The sequence below is a fragment of the Paenibacillus xylanilyticus genome (assembly GCF_009664365.1).
In the GTDB taxonomy this organism is placed as follows: Bacteria; Bacillota; Bacilli; order Paenibacillales; family Paenibacillaceae; genus Paenibacillus; species Paenibacillus xylanilyticus_A.
The window spans coordinates 4,312,340-4,331,084 of sequence record NZ_CP044310.1 but is presented as its reverse complement, the minus strand read 5'-3'; the positions used below and the strand labels follow the sequence as shown (position 1 = coordinate 4,331,084).

General features: G+C 48.8%; 24 protein-coding genes. All 24 read left to right on the top strand.

Translation table 11 applies throughout. From position 1 onward, the window contains the following. Positions 1 to 200 precede the first annotated feature (200 nt). Positions 201 to 560, top strand: a complete 360-nt coding sequence (locus F4V51_RS19210) for a hypothetical protein (RefSeq protein ID WP_153979269.1) — start codon at positions 201 to 203, stop codon at positions 558 to 560. Positions 561 to 685: 125 nt separating this feature from the next. Continuing rightward, a complete protein-coding gene (locus tag F4V51_RS19205; protein WP_153979268.1) occupies positions 686 to 1,033 on the top strand; it encodes a hypothetical protein in 348 nt (115 codons plus the stop codon). Between the two features lie 496 nt (positions 1,034 to 1,529). Further along, positions 1,530 to 2,072, top strand: a complete 543-nt coding sequence (locus F4V51_RS19200) for a hypothetical protein (RefSeq protein ID WP_153979267.1) — start codon at positions 1,530 to 1,532, stop codon at positions 2,070 to 2,072. 267 nt (positions 2,073 to 2,339) lie between these two features. Then, positions 2,340 to 3,212: a Rha family transcriptional regulator gene (locus F4V51_RS19195; protein ID WP_236146599.1), complete on the top strand. Its 873-nt coding sequence runs from the start codon at positions 2,340 to 2,342 to the stop codon at positions 3,210 to 3,212. A gap of 63 nt (positions 3,213 to 3,275) precedes the next feature. Beyond that, positions 3,276 to 4,271 carry a hypothetical protein gene (locus F4V51_RS19190; protein ID WP_153979265.1) on the top strand — a complete coding sequence of 332 codons (996 nt, stop codon included), beginning with the start codon at positions 3,276 to 3,278 and terminating at the stop codon, positions 4,269 to 4,271. 548 nt (positions 4,272 to 4,819) lie between these two features. Continuing rightward, positions 4,820 to 5,320 (top strand): hypothetical protein, encoded by a 501-nt coding sequence (locus F4V51_RS19185; protein WP_153979264.1) that lies wholly within the window; start codon positions 4,820 to 4,822, stop codon positions 5,318 to 5,320. Continuing rightward, entirely contained in the window at positions 5,313 to 5,534 is a 222-nt protein-coding gene (locus tag F4V51_RS28755) for a DUF5659 domain-containing protein (protein WP_162009959.1), read from the top strand. The genes F4V51_RS19185 and F4V51_RS28755 overlap by 8 nt, the downstream gene beginning before the upstream one ends. After that, positions 5,497 to 5,970: a helix-turn-helix domain-containing protein gene (locus tag F4V51_RS19180; protein ID WP_162009958.1), complete on the top strand. Its 474-nt coding sequence runs from the start codon at positions 5,497 to 5,499 to the stop codon at positions 5,968 to 5,970. The genes F4V51_RS28755 and F4V51_RS19180 overlap by 38 nt, the downstream gene beginning before the upstream one ends. Before the next feature lie 384 nt (positions 5,971 to 6,354). After that, a complete protein-coding gene (locus F4V51_RS19175; RefSeq protein ID WP_153979262.1) occupies positions 6,355 to 6,741 on the top strand; it encodes a phBC6A51 family helix-turn-helix protein in 387 nt (128 codons plus the stop codon). Positions 6,742 to 7,795: 1,054 nt separating this feature from the next. Beyond that, complete coding sequence (terL, locus tag F4V51_RS19170) at positions 7,796 to 9,232, top strand: phage terminase large subunit (protein WP_236146598.1); 1,437 nt, start codon at positions 7,796 to 7,798, stop codon at positions 9,230 to 9,232. Between the two features lie 13 nt (positions 9,233 to 9,245). Beyond that, a complete protein-coding gene (locus tag F4V51_RS19165) occupies positions 9,246 to 10,697 on the top strand; it encodes a phage portal protein (protein ID WP_236146597.1) in 1,452 nt (483 codons plus the stop codon). Next, the gene (locus F4V51_RS19160; protein ID WP_153979261.1) at positions 10,697 to 11,539 is read left to right on the top strand and encodes a phage minor capsid protein; all 843 of its coding nucleotides are present in this window, start codon (positions 10,697 to 10,699) and stop codon (positions 11,537 to 11,539) included. The genes F4V51_RS19165 and F4V51_RS19160 overlap by 1 nt, the downstream gene beginning before the upstream one ends. Next, a complete protein-coding gene (locus tag F4V51_RS19155; protein ID WP_153979260.1) occupies positions 11,540 to 12,688 on the top strand; it encodes an SGNH/GDSL hydrolase family protein in 1,149 nt (382 codons plus the stop codon). 79 nt (positions 12,689 to 12,767) lie between these two features. Beyond that, positions 12,768 to 13,376, top strand: coding sequence for a scaffolding protein (locus tag F4V51_RS19150; protein ID WP_153979259.1), 609 nt, complete (start codon positions 12,768 to 12,770; stop codon positions 13,374 to 13,376). A 56-nt stretch (positions 13,377 to 13,432) separates the two neighbouring features. Beyond that, positions 13,433 to 14,359, top strand: coding sequence for a major capsid protein (locus tag F4V51_RS19145; protein WP_153979258.1), 927 nt, complete (start codon positions 13,433 to 13,435; stop codon positions 14,357 to 14,359). 18 nt (positions 14,360 to 14,377) lie between these two features. Beyond that, the gene (locus F4V51_RS28870; RefSeq protein ID WP_153979257.1) at positions 14,378 to 14,602 is read left to right on the top strand and encodes a hypothetical protein; all 225 of its coding nucleotides are present in this window, start codon (positions 14,378 to 14,380) and stop codon (positions 14,600 to 14,602) included. A gap of 15 nt (positions 14,603 to 14,617) precedes the next feature. Then, complete coding sequence (locus tag F4V51_RS19135) at positions 14,618 to 15,001, top strand: hypothetical protein (RefSeq protein ID WP_153979256.1); 384 nt, start codon at positions 14,618 to 14,620, stop codon at positions 14,999 to 15,001. Next, on the top strand, positions 15,001 to 15,321 hold the full coding sequence (locus F4V51_RS19130) for a hypothetical protein (protein ID WP_153979255.1): 321 nt from the start codon (positions 15,001 to 15,003) through the stop codon (positions 15,319 to 15,321). Before F4V51_RS19135 ends, F4V51_RS19130 begins: the two co-directional genes overlap by 1 nt. Next, positions 15,321 to 15,725 (top strand): hypothetical protein, encoded by a 405-nt coding sequence (locus F4V51_RS19125; RefSeq protein ID WP_153979254.1) that lies wholly within the window; start codon positions 15,321 to 15,323, stop codon positions 15,723 to 15,725. The genes F4V51_RS19130 and F4V51_RS19125 overlap by 1 nt, the downstream gene beginning before the upstream one ends. Further along, positions 15,725 to 16,099: a minor capsid protein gene (locus tag F4V51_RS29480; protein WP_416226482.1), complete on the top strand. Its 375-nt coding sequence runs from the start codon at positions 15,725 to 15,727 to the stop codon at positions 16,097 to 16,099. Before F4V51_RS19125 ends, F4V51_RS29480 begins: the two co-directional genes overlap by 1 nt. Before the next feature lie 57 nt (positions 16,100 to 16,156). Beyond that, positions 16,157 to 16,687 carry a hypothetical protein gene (locus tag F4V51_RS19120; RefSeq protein ID WP_153979253.1) on the top strand — a complete coding sequence of 177 codons (531 nt, stop codon included), beginning with the start codon at positions 16,157 to 16,159 and terminating at the stop codon, positions 16,685 to 16,687. Between the two features lie 50 nt (positions 16,688 to 16,737). Beyond that, the gene (locus tag F4V51_RS19115; RefSeq protein WP_153979252.1) at positions 16,738 to 17,133 is read left to right on the top strand and encodes a hypothetical protein; all 396 of its coding nucleotides are present in this window, start codon (positions 16,738 to 16,740) and stop codon (positions 17,131 to 17,133) included. A gap of 77 nt (positions 17,134 to 17,210) precedes the next feature. Further along, positions 17,211 to 17,420 carry a hypothetical protein gene (locus tag F4V51_RS19110; protein WP_153979251.1) on the top strand — a complete coding sequence of 70 codons (210 nt, stop codon included), beginning with the start codon at positions 17,211 to 17,213 and terminating at the stop codon, positions 17,418 to 17,420. 6 nt (positions 17,421 to 17,426) lie between these two features. After that, positions 17,427 to 18,026, top strand: coding sequence for a phage tail tape measure protein (locus F4V51_RS29135; protein WP_236146596.1), 600 nt, complete (start codon positions 17,427 to 17,429; stop codon positions 18,024 to 18,026). Positions 18,027 to 18,745: the final 719 nt, after the last annotated feature.

Genomic DNA, 18,745 nt, shown 5'->3' with positions numbered 1-18,745 from the left:
CTCGTCCACATCTACCGTTGTGTCGTTGGTATCGCGAGCACCACACGGACGTTTTACCTCAACAGTCCGCAACCGCTTCCGGATAGCACCGTTCACTCCCGCGCAGTTGAGAAGGCGGTTAGTAACGCGAGCCTGTCGGGACTTAACGTAACGGCTTCCGACGTTGTTTCAGTAGACTTTGAATATCGCGGGGTGATGTGATGAGCGCGCCGATCAGTCTTGAATTGGCTTCTATGGTACTCGGCCCTTTTGATGAGGAGCACCAATACGCGCTATACGAAGGTTATGTATTAAACGGTCGCCACATTTTCATTCTTGACGATGGTCAACTTTGGCTCAGACACGTTCATAAGACGCCGCACATGGAGCACCTGTATATCGATGGAGATTCAGGCGGCATGATAATCGCCAATAACGTCGAAGGTACGGACGTCCGCGAACTTATCGAAACAATCATAACCGAGCTGTGCGGAATGGATGGTCTACAATTTCTGCTCGATGTCTTGCTGTGGACTCCAGATCGCGGAGATCTGAACCTTAAACTTGAATCTCTTCGGTAACATACCGCCTGATGAGCGCCTGTTTTAGCGGAACAGGGCGAAACCAACGGGCCTTTCGGCTCGGACGGTCGCGGGTATCCGCATAAATAATAGTCGTGCAGACTTTAAATGCAGGAGGTACAGATATGGCAAATACGAATGGGACTCTCACGTCTTACCCAACTTGCACGGTAAATCACATCATTATCCCCGAAGATCCTTACACCTTTCCCGCAATCCTCGCCACGCCTGATACTGCTGTCCTTTATGATCCTGAAAGACCTGGTTACGTAGAAATCGCCCGCGTCAAACCTACGCAGGCTCCCAACGTTTACCTCTGTAACGACGCTACGATCGTCTTTCAATGGAACGAAACCCCTGCTGAATTTGTTGATAAAATCCGCAATATGAGCGCTTTTGAATATATGGCCTACGTTTTCTATACTTCTTTCGACGTACCCGAGGTTATGCCGTCACCAACTGCGGTAGCCTAATGACGCGCTATGTCTGTGGTAAACGCATCGATAAACGTTTATATGTTCGAACTGCAGGTGGTAACTGGATTGATATACGACTGCTAATCGCTTAATTTGTTTTGTCCGTATCTCCCGACGCCGATCGGAGAATCGCTATGCGGACGCTTAATCGCTGAGTAACGCCAATTGCTCGGTACATCTCGCCGGTCTAGCGCCAACTATTCCGGCATTTCCTTTGAATATTCCGCGGCACGAAGGCGGCAACCTTCGTTCAGGCAGCGCGTTCACATATATCGAGTGTAAGCGGAGGGAGCGGCGATTGGCTATCGCATAGGCGCGCTCTCTTCCGTTGTTATATCCAGTAATACGCAAGATAACGGACAAGGTTTCGTTTTTCTGCAGAAATAATTTGAAAATTAATTATTGTACGTACATTTATATGACGTGGTATTATTGTATATACATCAATCAAGGTTAGATAATATTGTATGTACAGTAGTGGGAGGTGAGTCTATTGGATTTAATTGAGAATGTTGTGCGCCAGTTCTTTGCAGGAAAGAGCTTAGAGAGCATACACAAGGAAACAGGTGAAGAGAAAAAGACCATATTAGAGATATTACGTGATAATCCAGCTACGTCAGCAACTCTAACAAAAGAGTGGGAAGCGTATCGTGATCGGGGATACACGCCTTTCTTCTATAGTAGTAAAGCTGGCAGACCAACCCTTCCGGAAAAGAGAAAAAGGAAGGTACGACAAATCAGAATATCGGACGATGAAATGGAGATTTTAGGCAACCCGACAACATCCCGTATGAGAGAAACTCTAATCTATGTCAGTAAGTTGAGAGAGTTTATGAGATATTTAGACTCGAAGGGAGTAGTTATTATCCCCGAAGAAATTTTACATGACACTTTGAATCCAAATGATCCTTTTTGGCAAGGTCAAGTGTATGGAAGTAACTTTAATGTTATGAAGAATGTCGTAGAGAGCAGGTACTTGTGGGAGCGTGTGGCCGAAATGATGGGGGACTTAGGGGAGGAGGGAGTTTCACGGTGAAAAGGGTGAGGGGCGTAGTAACTTACGTCCTTTGAAAAAAAAACAAAAAAAAATAGACAAATCCCCTTGCACATCAAAAAAAGTGTGTTATACTGAGGATTAGACTCTATTTTTTATCTAATAATCCGATCTTTTCACTTGTCACCTTAATTATATCGTGTTTCTAATCAAAAGTCAACCCCAATCACTAATTTAGATTGCCGGCCATCGCGCCGTTAACATATAGCACTACGTCAACACCAAACTAATTGAATGGGAGAGATGTACATGTTAGCAAATCAACAATTGGTGTTTATCGAGAACAGGATGCTGGTGACAGACAGTTTAACGATCGCAGACGTATTTGGTAAGAGACATGACAACGTTATTCAAGATATCAGGGGAATGGAATGTAGCCCAGAATTCTCACTCCTTAATTTTCAGGAGTCAACTTACACAAATGAGAGGGGGCGGACCTATCCAAAATACATCATTACTCAAGACGGGTTTTCCTTTTTAGTAATGGGGTACACAGGCCGGGAAGCCGCGCGATTTAAGGAAACGTACATCGGAGAGTTTAATCGCATGCGGGAACAACTCCGCCAACTCTCCACGCCTTCCTACGCGATCGACGATCCTATTGCGCGGGCCAAACGTTGGATTCAGGAGCGCGAAGAAACGGAGCGTATCGAGAAAGAGCGATCGTTACTTGCGGAAAAGGTAACGGAGCAAGGGGAGCAATTAACCATAATGCAGCCTAAAGCGGATAAGTACGATGCATTTCTTGACTCGGACGGTTGCGCTTCCTACTCAACAGTTGGGAAGCAGTTTTTAGGCGGAATGTCTGCCATAGGATTACGCAGATGGCTCCAGGATAATGATATTTTATCTAAAAAGAAAGTAGACGATGTCTTTTTACCGCGAAAAGGATACGAAAGCTACTTTAAGGTGTATCCTGCATTCCAAAACGAGAGTGTCTCAAGATTAGGAGTGAAGGTGACACCCTTGGGGATTGATGCCTTGATCGAGTTTTTCTACGGAGGAGTCAAGCCAGAACGTAAATCTCCACTCAAACCACAAGCGCAGGTGGTTTCGCTATTTCCAGAAGCTCAGGCACCACGGAAACTTCCAAAACTCATATTAAACCCTAAAGCGCAGTAATCCGTATTCCGGCCGTACTTTCATCGTGCGGCCCCGTTTTTCCTACTATAGAGGAGGCGCAGTATGAATCTAAAAGACGGAATCACAGCGTACCAGCACAACGGAGATATCGCGATCGTTGAACGCATTATGAAAGACGCGGATGAGACGGACTTCCTCGAAAATCCAACGCGACGTTACCGATTTGTAGAGGGAAACGATGTCTCCATAGAGCTCGCGTATCCCCATCAGTATATATCATACCGAATACGTGCGATCCGGGAAAAAGCGGTTAAACACGCATGGTACGTTCGGGAGCCTATTAGGTGGGCATATGACGAACTCAACCGGCAGCTTTCTATTTTATACATCGATTTGGGCTTAAATATACCTTTCGAGCCCGTCGACTGGGAGAAACACATCTACAAGTACGACATTAATGCGGAGCTACTGGAGTGGTTGCGCATATCAGACGATGCGATCACGCGTACGTACAACGAGCTCGGATCAGTTGCAAATCTACGCCTATACAGCCTCGTATTATCGCTGATTGTGCCGACAGAAGAGGCCGCTCGCCGCGAAGAGTCGCAGATCAGATCCGAGGTGATGGTCGATATGGAGGCGGCGCTGAAACACGTTCTCCGGTACGTAGACGTCACGCGCTCCGACCAGGAGATTGTTAAATACGTCAATCAATCGTTAATGACGCGCTATTATGACGCGCAGGCCAAAAGAAACGGATTGCGTAGATTCCGGAAAGGTGGCGCGGATCGCATGGTACGTCCCAATTTTATGACGCCGCTCGGAACAGTTCTGGGCGCAGAGATTGCGGAAGAGACCGTATGGCAACGGGTAGGTGGGCGCCAGGCTGAGTTCTTACGGAAACTGGCCGAAGTTGCGGAAAAGGATATGATAGCGGGTGAGATGACAAAGTACGGATTGACGAAGGAAAAATGCTATGTGATGTCCGGAGAGAGGGCAAAAGAGATTAGTGAGCTTTCTTATGATGCTGCGAGGAGGAGATTGACGCGGATTAGAAAAAAAGTTTTCAATCGTGGCTCTTTACATGTCGCACGTTGACGGTATATTTAGAACTTACAGAGGGATGTATTTAGGGTTACCCATTATTGATTTTACATCATAAGTTCAATCAAGTAAAGCCAAGCCAATGCCGCGCTAACAAAGGCGGTATACCCTTTGGGTAAATTTTCTACTGATATAGGTTGTAAAAAGCCCCCCGTCAAACCAATACATTATGAAGGGAAATCCGCAAGATACCCTATATTTTGTTCATTCTCCGGACCTAGAGTATAGAGAGTAAATTATTTTCTAGCAAGGTTGTTTTTTGTGCAGTTTCATGACTATATACATCGAGGAAGTGAAAACACGATAATTCACCTGAGTTCGCGGGCAATAAGGGGAAAGTAATTATGTGGACTACCTTGTATTTTGAGTCGTTTTGCGGCTATACGTTACAAGGGAAGAAAATAATTCAATAGAAAACGTACCAAAACGCCTTACTTTACGGGCAATAAGGGGAGAGTACTTTTCCACCACGCTAAGGCTACGAATGATGCGGGTATACTCCGCACGCCCTTACGTTAATCCAACGCTAAGGAGACGATAACATGGCCGATATCAGACGATTGTGGATGCACATTGAGTTTTACGTTAAGAAACGCGTAGATTTCGCAACGCTGGACCGGTTGAGTCCGGAGAGCTACGAGAAGTTTCTCACAAAAGCCGCGATCGAGGTATCGCGCGAAACGTTCCCCGCTAAAGTCTTCGGTATCTCACGTGATGAGCTCCGGGAGATGGTTCGCGATGTTATCGTGGATATTAGAGCGGAAAAGCGAGTTCGCCCCGCGGCTGATAAAGTTTATTCGTATATTAATAGCATCGGAGAGACGATCGTAGTATACGCGAAGACTAAGAAGGAAGCTGGCGAGCTTATGGCGCTGGCATCGTACGTTAATCCGCTCTATTGGGGTAAGAAGAGCACGATTAAACGTATACTGCAGGTTTCCGAAAGCGGTCAGGCCGAGCTAGACAACGGAGAATATCGTCAGATTCCGCACAGCGGACAATTCATAAATCTATACGGTCACGGAGGTGTAGCGAGTGCATAACGATTTCGTAGTGATATCGCAACGTGTCGCGGGCTACTTGATGATGCGCGGTTTCGTCCTGAAAAGGCTAGGCCAAAATCGCAATTATCCGGAACGGAACGTGTTTATCTTCAATAATACGGAATCCCTTCGCCAAGCGATCACGGAATACACCACAACAAATGGAGGACAAACAAATGACAACGGAGCAGAGAAACGGGCGGAAGCCGTTTGAACCTACGCGAGATTTTACGATTGTTCCTAACTCAATATTTCGACTGTACACGCGTCTGCCGGACTTCAAAGCGGAGCACGCGCTTCTCTATGCGTACCTCTGCTCTCAGTACAACGTAGACTACGGTTACGCATTTCCGTCATCTGAGGACATAGCGGCCGCTCTCAACTGCAGCGAGCGTACTGTTACGAAGGTGAAGGCGGTCCTTGCTGAACGGGAATTGGTCGAGATAGCGCGCCATCCCACGCACGGTAATGATGTGTATATCGTTAAGCCTGCGATAACGGACGAGGATACGTTCTTTGAGCGGTTCCCAGAAGCGAGAGAGCACGTAGAGATGAGACAGAAAGCGACCAGTCAACGGAGAGAAGCGAGTGCCTTACGCAAGCGACTATTCGAGGAACGAGTACGTAACGGAAAAAGTTGCGGTTCGTAACGGAAATAATTGCGGACCGGTATCGGCAAATATTGCGTTGTATATATACTTACGGTATTAAGACTTACCGATACAGATTTATAAAACATTACCGCTTCGGTTGATTTTGCTTCGCAAACTAAACCTCGCGGGACGAATAGGATTGTATACCTTTATGCGCGTTATCAATTCAATAAGATACAAAGTACTGACAAGCAGGTGCGATCATCGAAAGATGTGAGCGCGAGGGCGGAAGCCTGAGCTTGTCTTTTTGTTTGTGCTTATACATGAAGATAACTCGAAGAAGAGACTCATGTTGGCAAGATCAAAAGAATAGCGCGGTATCTCTTACGCCTTGCCTGAGCGTAGGAGACTCGCATTATTCACGTAAAGGAGACGGTATTTATGGCGCTTAAACGCCTAGAGACGCATCACCTCATCGCTCTTAACTATCTCGCGCAGCCTAAGCGCGCAGGCATTACGATGGAGCAGATCGCAACGGAAGCAGGCGTTAGCCGCCAAGCGTTGTATGACTGGATGAAAGATCCGTTATTCGAACGTGAGCTAAAGAAACAGATTACGCGTAATGTACTCGATCGAATACCCGCAGTGACCGACGCAATGGCGCAAGCAGCTATCGAGGACCGGAACGCAGCGGCTGCCAAGTTGCTACTAACTATGACGGAGATGCTGACGGAGAAGATCGACGTTACCAAGACGGATGCGACTACGCTTGACCGTGAGGAGCTGGACCGTAAGCTTGCGGAGTACCAAGCTAGACGCGGAGTGTAAAGCGTATAGATGGCGTGTGTTTAGCGCGTCATTATATGAAGGAACGCGATGGAGTGCGTATGTACTGCGGTTGACAAGACGTCAATTACATCTACTGCGCGCTCCTGGCGCGTGACCCTTCGAAATTTTTCGTTTTGCCTTCGTAATTCACCACGTCACAGTACGAAGGGTTATTCACTCCTCGGTGAATGACGCTGTATAACGTGTGAATACGGAAGGGCAAAGACACCGGGAAATGACCGTATATTTTTCCAGTGGGTAACGGGTGTAATCCGCATAGCAACGCGGGTTGTACGCGTTATTAATTGGAAATGTATATGCGATGCATAACACGTAATTATACATCGTTCATAAACGTAGGCTGGGCGCGGGTTTGCGGATCAGACTAGTGTCTAGTATCTGGCTTTTGTGCACAAGTCTGTGCATAACGTTGCATAAACGGAAGCTTACGATTATGCAAAAGCGGATGAATAAACGGAGTGATTGCGGAAGGGTCAGCGAGTGAGAGGGCGGCCCACCCCCCTCGACCCCTAACGACCGCCTCAACAAGTGCCGGAAAAATCCGCGAACAAAAATTAACTTTGGACTCGGAATGTTCCCGTAGTTTTACCGTGCTTTCAGCGTGTATTTAGCGCGTTTAACCAAGTCCGAGTGTATTCGGTAGGGTCACGCAACAACAGCGTTATTTCACGCTGAAAATTAGCGAAGAGGAGGCGGAGTCATGGCGTGGGTAAACGATCGGTGGGTCGATAGAGATGAGCGCGAACAGATTATCGATAGATTAGACGCGTTAATTCACGCGATGACTGCGGAAGGTGTTCCGGAGTTGCTAACGAGTGAAGAAGAAGCGGAACTAACGCAGTACCTCGACGAATCAGAGCGATTGTCACGAATCCATAGAGCGGAGGCCGACCTCCTATACTTCGCGCTCGAATATTTCTCGGAGGTACATAATCCTGGCAACGCGGGTAACTGGGACGGATTCGACGTCGAAAGTGTCGAAGATTCACCGTCGTTTCACCGTGAAATTTGCGAGACAATGGACGACGTATCCATGCGGGAGATAAATGCTAAGGTAGTGCGTGCGGCGCCCCGTTCTCACGCGAAATCGTCGTACTTATCAAAGGCATTCCCTCTACGTGAGATCGCGTATAGACATCGTAAATACATCATCAACATATCGGAAACGCCTGCGGTATCTACTGGCAACCTTGAGTGGATTGCGAATCAGCTCAAGAGTAACGCGAAACTACGCGCAGACTTTGGTCCGTTACTGAATCCGAAGCAGCAAATGAACCCGAAAGATAACTCCTCGGAGTTTGTTGCGTGGGAGCCTACAGCGGACGGCGGCCAGCGTCAGTTAACGAAGATGGAGGCGGCATCCAGTAACCAGGCATTGCGTGGACGTAACTGGGAGGGTGTACGTCCTGACCTGATAATCTGCGATGACCTGGAAGACATACGCTCTAACGCGGCCACTCCGGAACTGCGCCAGAAGATGCGCGATTGGTTTTCGCAAACGGTGGTGCCGCTCGGTGATCCGAAAGGTAAGCGGACTGCCTTCGTATATATGGGAACGGTTGTACATGCTGAGTCGCTGTTAAGAACGGTTATGAAGCGGTCCGACTTTAACTCAAAGCTATACAAGGCGTTGATTGAAGAACCGGAGCACACCGAACTGTGGGAAAAATGCCGCGCTATATACTTGAATCCTGACATCGAGGATAGAGTTAAGGCTGCGCGAGCGTTCTACGAAGCAAACCGAGAGGAAATGGACAGAGGAGCGGTCGTACTTTGGCCGGAAGTTCAGCCGTTATGGGCACTGATGACCTGGAAGTGGGCCAACGGATCAAAAGCGTTTAACACGGAATATCAAAATACTCCGATCGATGAAGAATCGATGATATTTAACCCGGAATTGTTCCGGTATTACGATGAATCGGATCTTATTGATAAATTCGGTCGAGAACTTCCGCTTGATTATTACGCTTTCTGGGACATCGCGCAGGGCAAAAGCTCGCGTTCCGACTATAACGCGATCGTAACGGTCGGAATAGACCGGAACACTCGTGTAATGTACGTAATTGAGGCATGGGCGAGGAAATGCGCAGCTCATATAGCGTTGGAGCAGGCGGTTGAGATTATCAAACGTTACGGACATAAGGCTTTTGCAGTGGAAACGGTCGGTGCGCAGCATGATATGTATCGGCAATTGAGCGAAAGATTACGGAAAGAAGGCATCGGAAGCGTACGCCTCAAGGCGGTTGTGTCCCGTACAAAGAAAGAAATACGCATTGAATCATTGGAGCCGCTTATCGAGAGCGGTTTTTTGCGTTTTAACAAATCGCACAGGCTATTGCTCGAGCAAATGGAGCAGTTTCCCTCCGGAACTCATGATGATTTACCGGATTCTCTTGCTGGCGCGGTTGAGGCTGCAGGAGGCATAGCAAGACGGGGAAGATCGTGGAGCAAAAAACCTATAGGACTATAAAGGAGGCGTCGCATTGTTTGAGGTTGGTAAGATGTATCCGCCAAAAGAACACAAGGAACGGGTAGACCGATACCGGGAAAACGCGGAGCTTGTCAGATGTAACGCTGATTTGATAAAGAGACTGAGCGAAGAAATAGAAGTTGAGCCCAAACGCTATATCTACGCTAACTACGCGGGATTGATATGCAAGAAAGCTGCCGATTTGCTATTTGGAGACTCTCCGATTTATAGCGCAGGAGAAGAGGCGTCAGCAGAACAAACCGCGTTGGACCGGATAGTCAAAGAAAATACGCTCAATACGACAAACTACGAAATGGCTCACGGAAATGCTTACCGTGGAGACTCGTTTTATAAGGTCAAATGGGCGCAAGAATATCGCGGAATCTTACCGGAATCACAAGATCCTTATCGCGCGGTGATTGAATCACAGAATGCGGCTTATGTTTTTCCGGAAACAGTGCCCGGCAATGCTAAAAAAGTCGCGGCATACCACATAGCTGTCCCAATTGCCTTTACTGAAGAAGGGCGGATTCGCTGGGAGCTGCACGTTGAAACTCATGTTCCAGGTGAGATTACGTTTTCCAAGTTCGAAATGACCGCTTTGACTACGCGAAATGATGAAGTTACCTCGTGGTCTATTACGAAAGAGTTGGAAGACGTTGAGGCACCGCTGAAAACTGGAGTGCCCGCGCCTCTTATCGTACACGTCCCAAACTTCTCTTTTGACGATACATGGAGCGGATCGGACGATATAAGCGAGCATAAAGCTTTGTTCCGAGAGATTAATAACCGATTGACTCAAATTGCATCAATCTTAGATAAACACGCGGACCCGATATTAACTGTTCCGGCAGGAGTTTTAGAGGATGGTCCGGACGGAGTTCCTCAACAAAGAGCTGCTTATGCTAAAGTCTTTGAAGTCATAGACTCTGGCTCAGTCGTACCTCAATATGTTACTTGGGACGGTCAGCTTGAGTCGGCATTTAAGGAACTCGACAAGCTCATAGACACACTCCTGACCACATCAGAGCTCCCACCCATTGCATTAGGAAAAGAGAATGCAGGTACTAGCGGAGCGACAGGACTCGCGGTCAAATATCGCATGAATCCTTTGCTTTCTAAAATAGCGCGTAAACGTCAGTACTTCGATAAGGCGCTCACAGAGGCACTTTTTATCGCGCAACTCCTTGAGCAGGCGCAATCTAAAGCTAGTATCGACTACACGCCAACAAAGCCGCACATTATATTCTCTGACGGACTTCCGACGGATGATCGTGAGCAGGCAGAAATAGCGCAAATCCGTACCGGTGGTAAACCGACGATGTCCGTACGTGACGCAGTTAAACGACTTGACGGGCTCACTGATGAGCAGGCGGAACAAGCGATGAGCCGCATTGACGACGACGAGAAACGAACGGCAGGCACCGTCGACGGCACGATATTTAACGAAGAGGTAGTCGTATAATGGCGCGGATTCCTGATCCGAACTATGACCGCGATATCAACCGTCTCGTCGACGCCTACAAACGCGGAATCCTCGCAATCACAACGGAATTATCACGCCTAGACGTTTCCGATATATCACGCGCACATGCAAAGGCCGCTCTCGCTGAGATTGCGGCTATTTTGCGTGATCTAAACGCGGAGTCGGCCGCCTGGGTTGCGGAGTATGTGCCGAAAGCGGCAACGGATGGAGTAGCGCGGGCTATCGTAGGGCTAGGCGTCGCCAATACGCTAGCCGAAGCGGAAAAGATCGTTAAGTTTAACCGGATCAACCGCGAAATGGTAGCGTCGGCTATTGCGGATACACAAGCGGATTTGCTTGCGGTTACGCAGAACATCGACCGCCGAGTCCGTCAGGCCGTCCGCCAAGCAACTGCGGAGTCTTTCCGCGCTAACATGGCGTCGGGCATCAACGGCCGCAGAACGATTAACGCGGACACGCTCGCAGGCATCCGTAAGACACTAGGCCAGGCAACAGACACCGGTATTATTGACGCGGCAGGACGGCGTTGGAAGCCGGAAGTCTACGTCGATACCGTAACACGTACGAAACTTAATTCCGCGCACCGAGACGCAACGATAAATGAGGCGATCGGACGCGAAACATATTACGCGCAGATATCAAGTCATGGCGCGAAAGATGCGTGTCGTAACTGGGAAGGCCGCATCGTCAAGTTAGTACCGGATGCTCCCGGAGATTATCCGTATGTAGGCGATTTACCTCGAAGAGACATATTCCATCCGCGCTGTCGTCACGTGCTTTCTCCGGTCCGCAATCCGGAAAATATCGGAGGAGGAATTTAGATGGCGCACGATTCACGCGCGAGATACAGCGCGAGGAAAGTACTGGAACAGGTGAAGCAAGCGGAGAAACAATCCGGGTACTTGTATAACGGAGACGAAGGACTTACGCGTTGGCGGTCGGACTTGGCCAAAGTACAAAACGGCGACAAAATAGCCAATCTAGTCATCATTGGATCTAGCTCAGTAGTAGGCCAAGGCGGCGGAGGCGGTGGTGTTGACGGTAGTGTTGCGATTGATAAACAACTAGGATGGTTCAATGGCGGGTTTGTCGGACGATTCCGATCCAAATTAGCGAAGGAGTTCGGAAATGTCGGTAGGGGATTTATTCCACACACTCATCCAGACTTTTTCGTAAATAAGACGGGAACTTGGAACAACCTCGCAACGCATGGGTTTCTCGGAGTTCCGGCGATTAAGTCTTCCGGAGACGCTTCGTTATCAATTAAATTCTCTGGAACTTCTTTAACACTTATCACGGTCTTGGGGACACTGGGTGCCGGATTCACTGTTGCGGTAGATCAAGGTGCTCCCAAATCTTTCACCTCAATCGGATCAGCTAGTCCCGCGGCTGAACTGGTCGTTGCTACAGGATTGACCGATGCGGAACACACCGCAGTCCTAACGGTTACTGATCGACCTCAGGCAGCCAGCGGAGTTACATTAATCGGAATGTACGAAGGAAGAGCCTCCGCAGGAGTGCGAGTTAATGGAATGGGTTTAAGAGGTTCGAGAACTAGCTCGGCACTCTCGGGAGAGAACTTTATGCAAACACAAATCGATATCTGGAAGCCTGCACTGACTGTAATCGCGTACGGATCGAATGACTATGCAGCTCAGGTCCCGCTTGATACGTTCAAGAATCAAACCCAAACGTTGATTGACCGCGCAAAGCAGTACGGAGACGTAATACTCTACTCGGCGGGATTCAGAAGTTCCGAGTTAGCGATCCCACTCGATGCTTACGTTCAGGTATACCGTGAGTTAGCTGAGCAAAATAACCTAGCTTTCTATGAGACGTACAAGCGCTGGCGAACATTTGATTACGCGAAGAGCGTACTGCAGTTCGTCGCGTCCGATGACGTCCACATGAACGACTACGGGCATCAAGACTTAGCGAACGCATTATATAACGCGATTATACACAACTAAAATCGCACGACCTACGATACGTCGTTAAACTGACGGATACTATGCGCTACGCGGCGCTAAAACGCGGGAGGATACAATCATGAAAACCGAACATATTCGCACTAAGTTTCCGATGAATCTGCAGCTCTTTGCGGTAGGAGATCCGGAACCGGCACCGCAAGAACCTGAAAAGACATTTACGCAGTCTGAACTAGACGCAATTGTCCGTGAAAGGCTCATGCGTGACCGTAAAGGACGTGAGGATTACGAGGATATTAAGGCTAAGTTAGCGGAGATGGAAGGTAAGCAGCCGGAATACGCGGCGGAGAAAGAAGCCGCTGAGAAACGCGCACAGGAAGCCGAGGAAGCTCGAACCAACGCGTTAAAAGTGGCGAATGAGCGCCTTGTTAAAGCGGAGTTTAAAGCTTTGGCGGCAACCGGCGAGCAAAAGATCCGGCCGGATGCGATCGAGGACGCGTTTAAGCTGGCGGATATTTCCGGAGTTATGGTTGATGATTCCGGCAATGTTGCGGGGATGGCTGAAGTTATCAGCGCGCTCATCTCTTCAAAGCCATATCTTGCAGATCAAAGCGCAGGAACACGCCAAATTGGCGGAGAGACCAACGGAGGCAGTCATAAGATTGATACTTCCGTAATGGATGCGCGCAGTAAGATGGCTCTCGGGTATTCGAGTACGAGTAACAAATAAGAACCTTGTCGGTTCTTTTTTTTTATTTTCAATAAATAATAGGGGGATTTTTAACAATGGCATTGACACTTTTAGAATCCGCAAAACTTTCACAGGACACGCTTCAACAAGGAGTTATCGAAACATTCGTTCAGAACGCTCCGGTCCTTCAATACCTGCCGTTCATGGAGATTCAAGGTAACGCTTATGCGTACAATCGCGAGGCATCTCTGCCTGGAGTAGCTTTCCGTGGAGTAAACGAGGGTTATGTGGAATCTACCGGCGCTGTAAACCAATTGACTGAATCTCTGTCCATCATGGGCGGCGACGCTGACGTCGATAAGTTTATCCAACGGACACGTTCCAATGTTAACGATCAGCGTGCGATTCAGACCGCATTGAAAACAAAAGCAGCGGCATTCAAATTCCAAGATACATTCTTCAATGGCGATATCGCTACTGACTCCAAGTCTTTCGATGGATTGAAGAAACGTCTTACGGGTTCTCAAGTCATTACAGCAGCTACAAATGGTCTAAATATCGGAGACGAAGGAAACTACGATTTGTTCCTTGAGGCACTTGAATCCTTGCTGTATCAAACGCGTGGACGTGCGGATGCATTGTACATGGACTCCAAAACGAAGATTCGTTTGAGCACGATCGCAAGAAAACTCGGATTCCACGAAAACAGCGTGGATGCATTCGGTAAACCGGTAATTGCATTCAACGGTGTCCCAATCTTCGACGCAGGAGATAACGCTGCTGGCGGTAAAGTAATCGGTCACAACGAAACTACCGGTACAGCTACGAACACAACCTCCATCTACGCGGTGAAATTCGGAGCTGACGAGTATACTTCCGGACTGACTAACGGCGGCGTACAAGTAACGGATTTGGGCGAGGTACATGATAAGCCAGTTCTGCGTACTCGTATCGAGTTCTACACTGGTATGGCGCTGTTCGACGGTAAATCCGCTGCTCGTCTGTCCGGTATCATCGTCTAATAATCGGGAGGTGCGCAGATGTTCGTAATCAAAACGCCGAATCCTAATTATGACGGAGTTACGTGCGGCGTAAAATTCGAAAATGGCACGGCCGTAGTTGAAGACGAAAATCTGCGCAGGGTTCTCGTTAACGACTACGGCTATTTGTCGGAAGCAAAATCGGAGGAAAAGCCACCGCAAGAAGAGGACGCGCCCAAAGCGCCTAAACCTCGGAAAGCAGCAGCCAAACCCTCCGCTAAATAATCGGAGGTGTGAGGCATGGCTCTAACAATAACTGCAGCAGACGCGTACATCGGCCTTAACGTGATTGATACAGAGGGATGGGAAGATTCTGACGCCGCCAAAAAACAACGAATGTTAAACGTGGCAGAGCGAACATTGAACCGTCTCTATTCCAAGTATACGATTCCGGACGAGGCTGTGTACGAATTCGCTGCGGCCTTATCTGTCGTCTTTAGCGATACGATGGTGCAAGCACAGCGCGGCATCCAGTCGACCTCAATAAGCGGGGCGGTTTCAGTCTCGTTTGGTGTTGGCGAAAGGAAATTAGCGCAATTAGTTCCGCAATCAAGTCGCGATATTATCGGAGATGAGAATGGCGTTAAGATTTCTGCGCAACGCTTCGGGAGGTTGATTCCTTAATGCCAGCTATGCCTTTGCGTCAGACCGTCATCGTCTCGCCATTCCTCAGCTATGATCCAGATTATAACGAACCGTCCTACGGCGATGATTACGCGTTAAAATGCCGCTTTTCCGAAGAGGTTAAATTAGTACGCAATCAGCGCGGAGAGGAAGTCGCCAGTGTTGGCGCGTTCTTCTTCGACCGTTTGCCCTCGTTAAATATTTCGGACCGACTCACGTACACAGACGAGAATATGCGGACGACATCGTACACGCCAATCGCAATCAGCGTAAAGAGGGCGCTCAACGGTAAGCCGATATTGACGGAGGTGCACGTGTAATGTCGATCGAGTTCGATATGACTGGTTTCTTCAAATCGCTAGACTTTTCGAAGGCAAACGTACAGGATGCGGCGGCCCTCGGCATGCATGACGCGACCGATGAGTTATTACGTATCTCACGCGAAGAAGCTCCGCTCGATAAAGGTACGCTTCGGGAGACGTCAGGTAAACGCGTCACGGTAAGCCCGACCGGAGTAACCGGCGAAGTCTACTATTCCGTAAATGAGCGCGGCAGTAGTGGCGATCGCGTTAACTACGCGTTGATTGTCCACGAAATGGATACGTTCAAGAACCCGACTACTCCCGGAACGAAGCCGAAATATCTCGAAGATCCGCTCACGCAGAACGCGTCGAAGTATCAACGCATGATTGCGGACGCGATCCGAAAGGGGCTGGCGGAGTAATGGCGATTCTAGGAGTGCCGGATATCACGGCTTATTTGCGCGTGGCTGTCCCGTTTACTTACGTTGCTAACGAGTTCGCGTCAGGCAATCCGGACGACTGCGCCTATGTACGTATGAGTGGTGGATATGAGCCGAGCGAATGGACGAGTAAGCGGAGGCCAGCGTTTCAAGTGTTAGTGCGCGCTAAGTCTCCGGCAAAAGCTACGCAAATAGCTGACGCGATATACGAGGACCTGGCGAGTAAAGGCGAGTTTTACTTCGGAAGCACACGCATAGTTAAATCTCGCGCTAACCAGTCGTCTCCGATTTATCTCGGCAAAGACACGAATGATCGAACGATGTTTTCCCTTAATTTCACACTGACAACAATCTAGGCGGTTCCCATACGGGGCCGTCTTTTTGTATGTCCAAATTCGAGGAGGAACCTACAAATGGCACAAGACTTTTCCAAGATTGAACTCGGTCCAGCTATCGTTGAGTACGGTACAGGCGTGGATATGGTTAAGTTCGAAACCACCATCGGCGGCGTAACGTTCGCAACCGAAACAACTTACCGCGATCAGCTCACGGACCAAACGGGCGAGACAATCGTCGGCAAACGGATCACTGGCCGTAACTGCAGCATTACTATCCCGTTCGCTGAGTACGAATTGTCCGTAATTCCGAAGATTATGACGGGTGCAAGCGTCGTAACGGACGGCACAGATTCGAAAATCGAGCTGAAAACGGGCGTCGGTCTCAACCTGATTGATTCCGCGAAGCAAGCTGTTATCAAACCGCTCGCGAAACTGAACGATCCGAACTATTGGGTAACGCTGCCTAAAGCGTATTCCGAAACGGACCTGAGCTACGCGTACGATAACGAAAACGAACGGATCACCAACGTAACACTGCGGTCGACTCCGGACGAAGACGGTGTGGTAGCGATCCTGGGCGATAGCACAATCACAGCAACGCCATAATTAACGCGCGGTCCTTCGGGGCCGCTATTTCTTTAACGGAGGCGATAATATTGCGATTAATCGGCGCGAACAAATACAAGATCGGCGGCAAGACGGTAACGCCACGTAAGATCACGATTGCACAATGGCGCGACCTGTTCGATTCAATCCACGCAGTACCGCAACTCATCGTGAGTGTAATGACCGCTGCTCCCGGAGACAAGGCGGCTTATTTCGTTGCAGCTATCCGCGAATCTTTCGACGATATCGTGCGAGTGACGGCCGTCCTGACGGGCATTGACGAGGAGTACATCGAACAAAACGCGTCCATTGACGAATTGGTGGCGTTCTACGGTGCGGTAGCGAAGGCGAACAATTTCGGTGAACTGCTAAAAAACGGGCGGGGCGTCCTGAACCTGGCGGGACTGGCAACGGGTCAGACTCCGGACGCGCAGAACGCAGAGTAACGATCGACGAGTTTTTTATAGAGTGCGCAGTCCGTCTCGGCAAGACGCAAGTCGAGTTTGAAACGGGCTATTTCGTCATGGACGTTTTTACCGCGCTTGAGGCTAAACGGAAAGTCGATGCCGAGGATTGGCTGACGTCATTGTCCGTTCAGCATTCGACCGGCGACGACATGAAAAAGCTCATTGGTAGTTTGCGGGAACGTGCCGGCATGAACGCGGTAACAAAAACGGAGTTTGACGAATCAGGATTCGAAGCCATGCGGAGGCAACTACAGCACGGACGATAAGGAGAGGTGATAGCGATTAGTACGGTAGATGTCGGAGGAATACGCGCAACGATTACGGCAGACGTCAGCGGTTATAACCAAGCGATCGACCGCGCAAAAACGAAAGCGAAGGAACTCGGGGATGCCGGCAAAGCTGCGTCCTCTTCTTTCTCTGCGCTGAATACGCGGCTGTCCGAAGTAGGCGCTTCGGCCGCACAAATCGAGAAGATAAACGCGAGCTTACGGAAGGCTAATCCGGAGCTCTTGCGTAAACAGATCGAAGCGGTCACCGCGGAGATGAAGCGTTTAGGCGCGAGTAGCACGGAGATTACGAAGATTACCAACGAGCTCGAAAAGAACGCGAAGTCGGCGAACGGTGCGAGTGCGGAGGTTAAGCAGCTAGGACTTGCGTATGCTGCGTTGTCGGCTGCGATGGCTGTCGTCATTACGAAGGCGATACAGACCGCGGCTACTTTCGAGCAATCTATGGCGAAGGTTAAGGCGATATCAGGCGCGACGGGCGAAGAGTTCGAAAAGCTACGTCAGCAATCGATTGACCTCGGTGCGACAACGGTATTTACGTCAAGCCAGGCGGCTGACGCTCAGAGCTTTTTAGCAATGGCTTAAATTCGGGTCAGTTCGGCAGAAATGCCGTTCTAAAAACACTTGGTGAATTCGGTGAAAGCTAATCCATCCAACGCTTATTCTAATAGATCGAAGGTGGTAGTTTGAATAGAAACTGCGACGGTTGCTCTAAAGAGATAAGCGTGAGCCCCCATAAAGTAAAAACTCAAAAGTATATTTTTTGTTCAAACGAGTGCTATAAAGCAAATATCGGTAAGTACTTTGCAGGAGAGTTGAATCCAAACTTCAACAGTCTGGAATGTACCTGCGAGACGTGCGGTAAAACCTTTCTCAGAAAACCTTCCCAAATAGGAAAGCACACTTTCTGTAACAATGAGTGCTACGGAAATTGGGCAAGACCCAAAACAGAGCCAAAGGGGAAGAGAGATTATTCTTGTGACTACTGTGGCGGAACTTTCAAAAGGTATCCTTCTCAAGTTAAGGATAAAAAATGGAAGTACTGCTCCGTTGGATGCAAGAATAGTCACAATTCGGTTATTCTTTCGGGAAAGAACCATCCAAAGTGGAACCCTGACTTAACCGAGGAGGATCGTATTAACGCACGTAAGTATCCTGAATATTTTGCATGGCGAACTAATGTATTTTCGCGAGATTCGTTCACTTGTCGCTGTTGTGGCGATAGTAAGGGCGGAAATTTAATCGCGCATCACATTTATAATTTCGCTGAGCACGCGGACATAAGAACGGAAATGTATAACGGA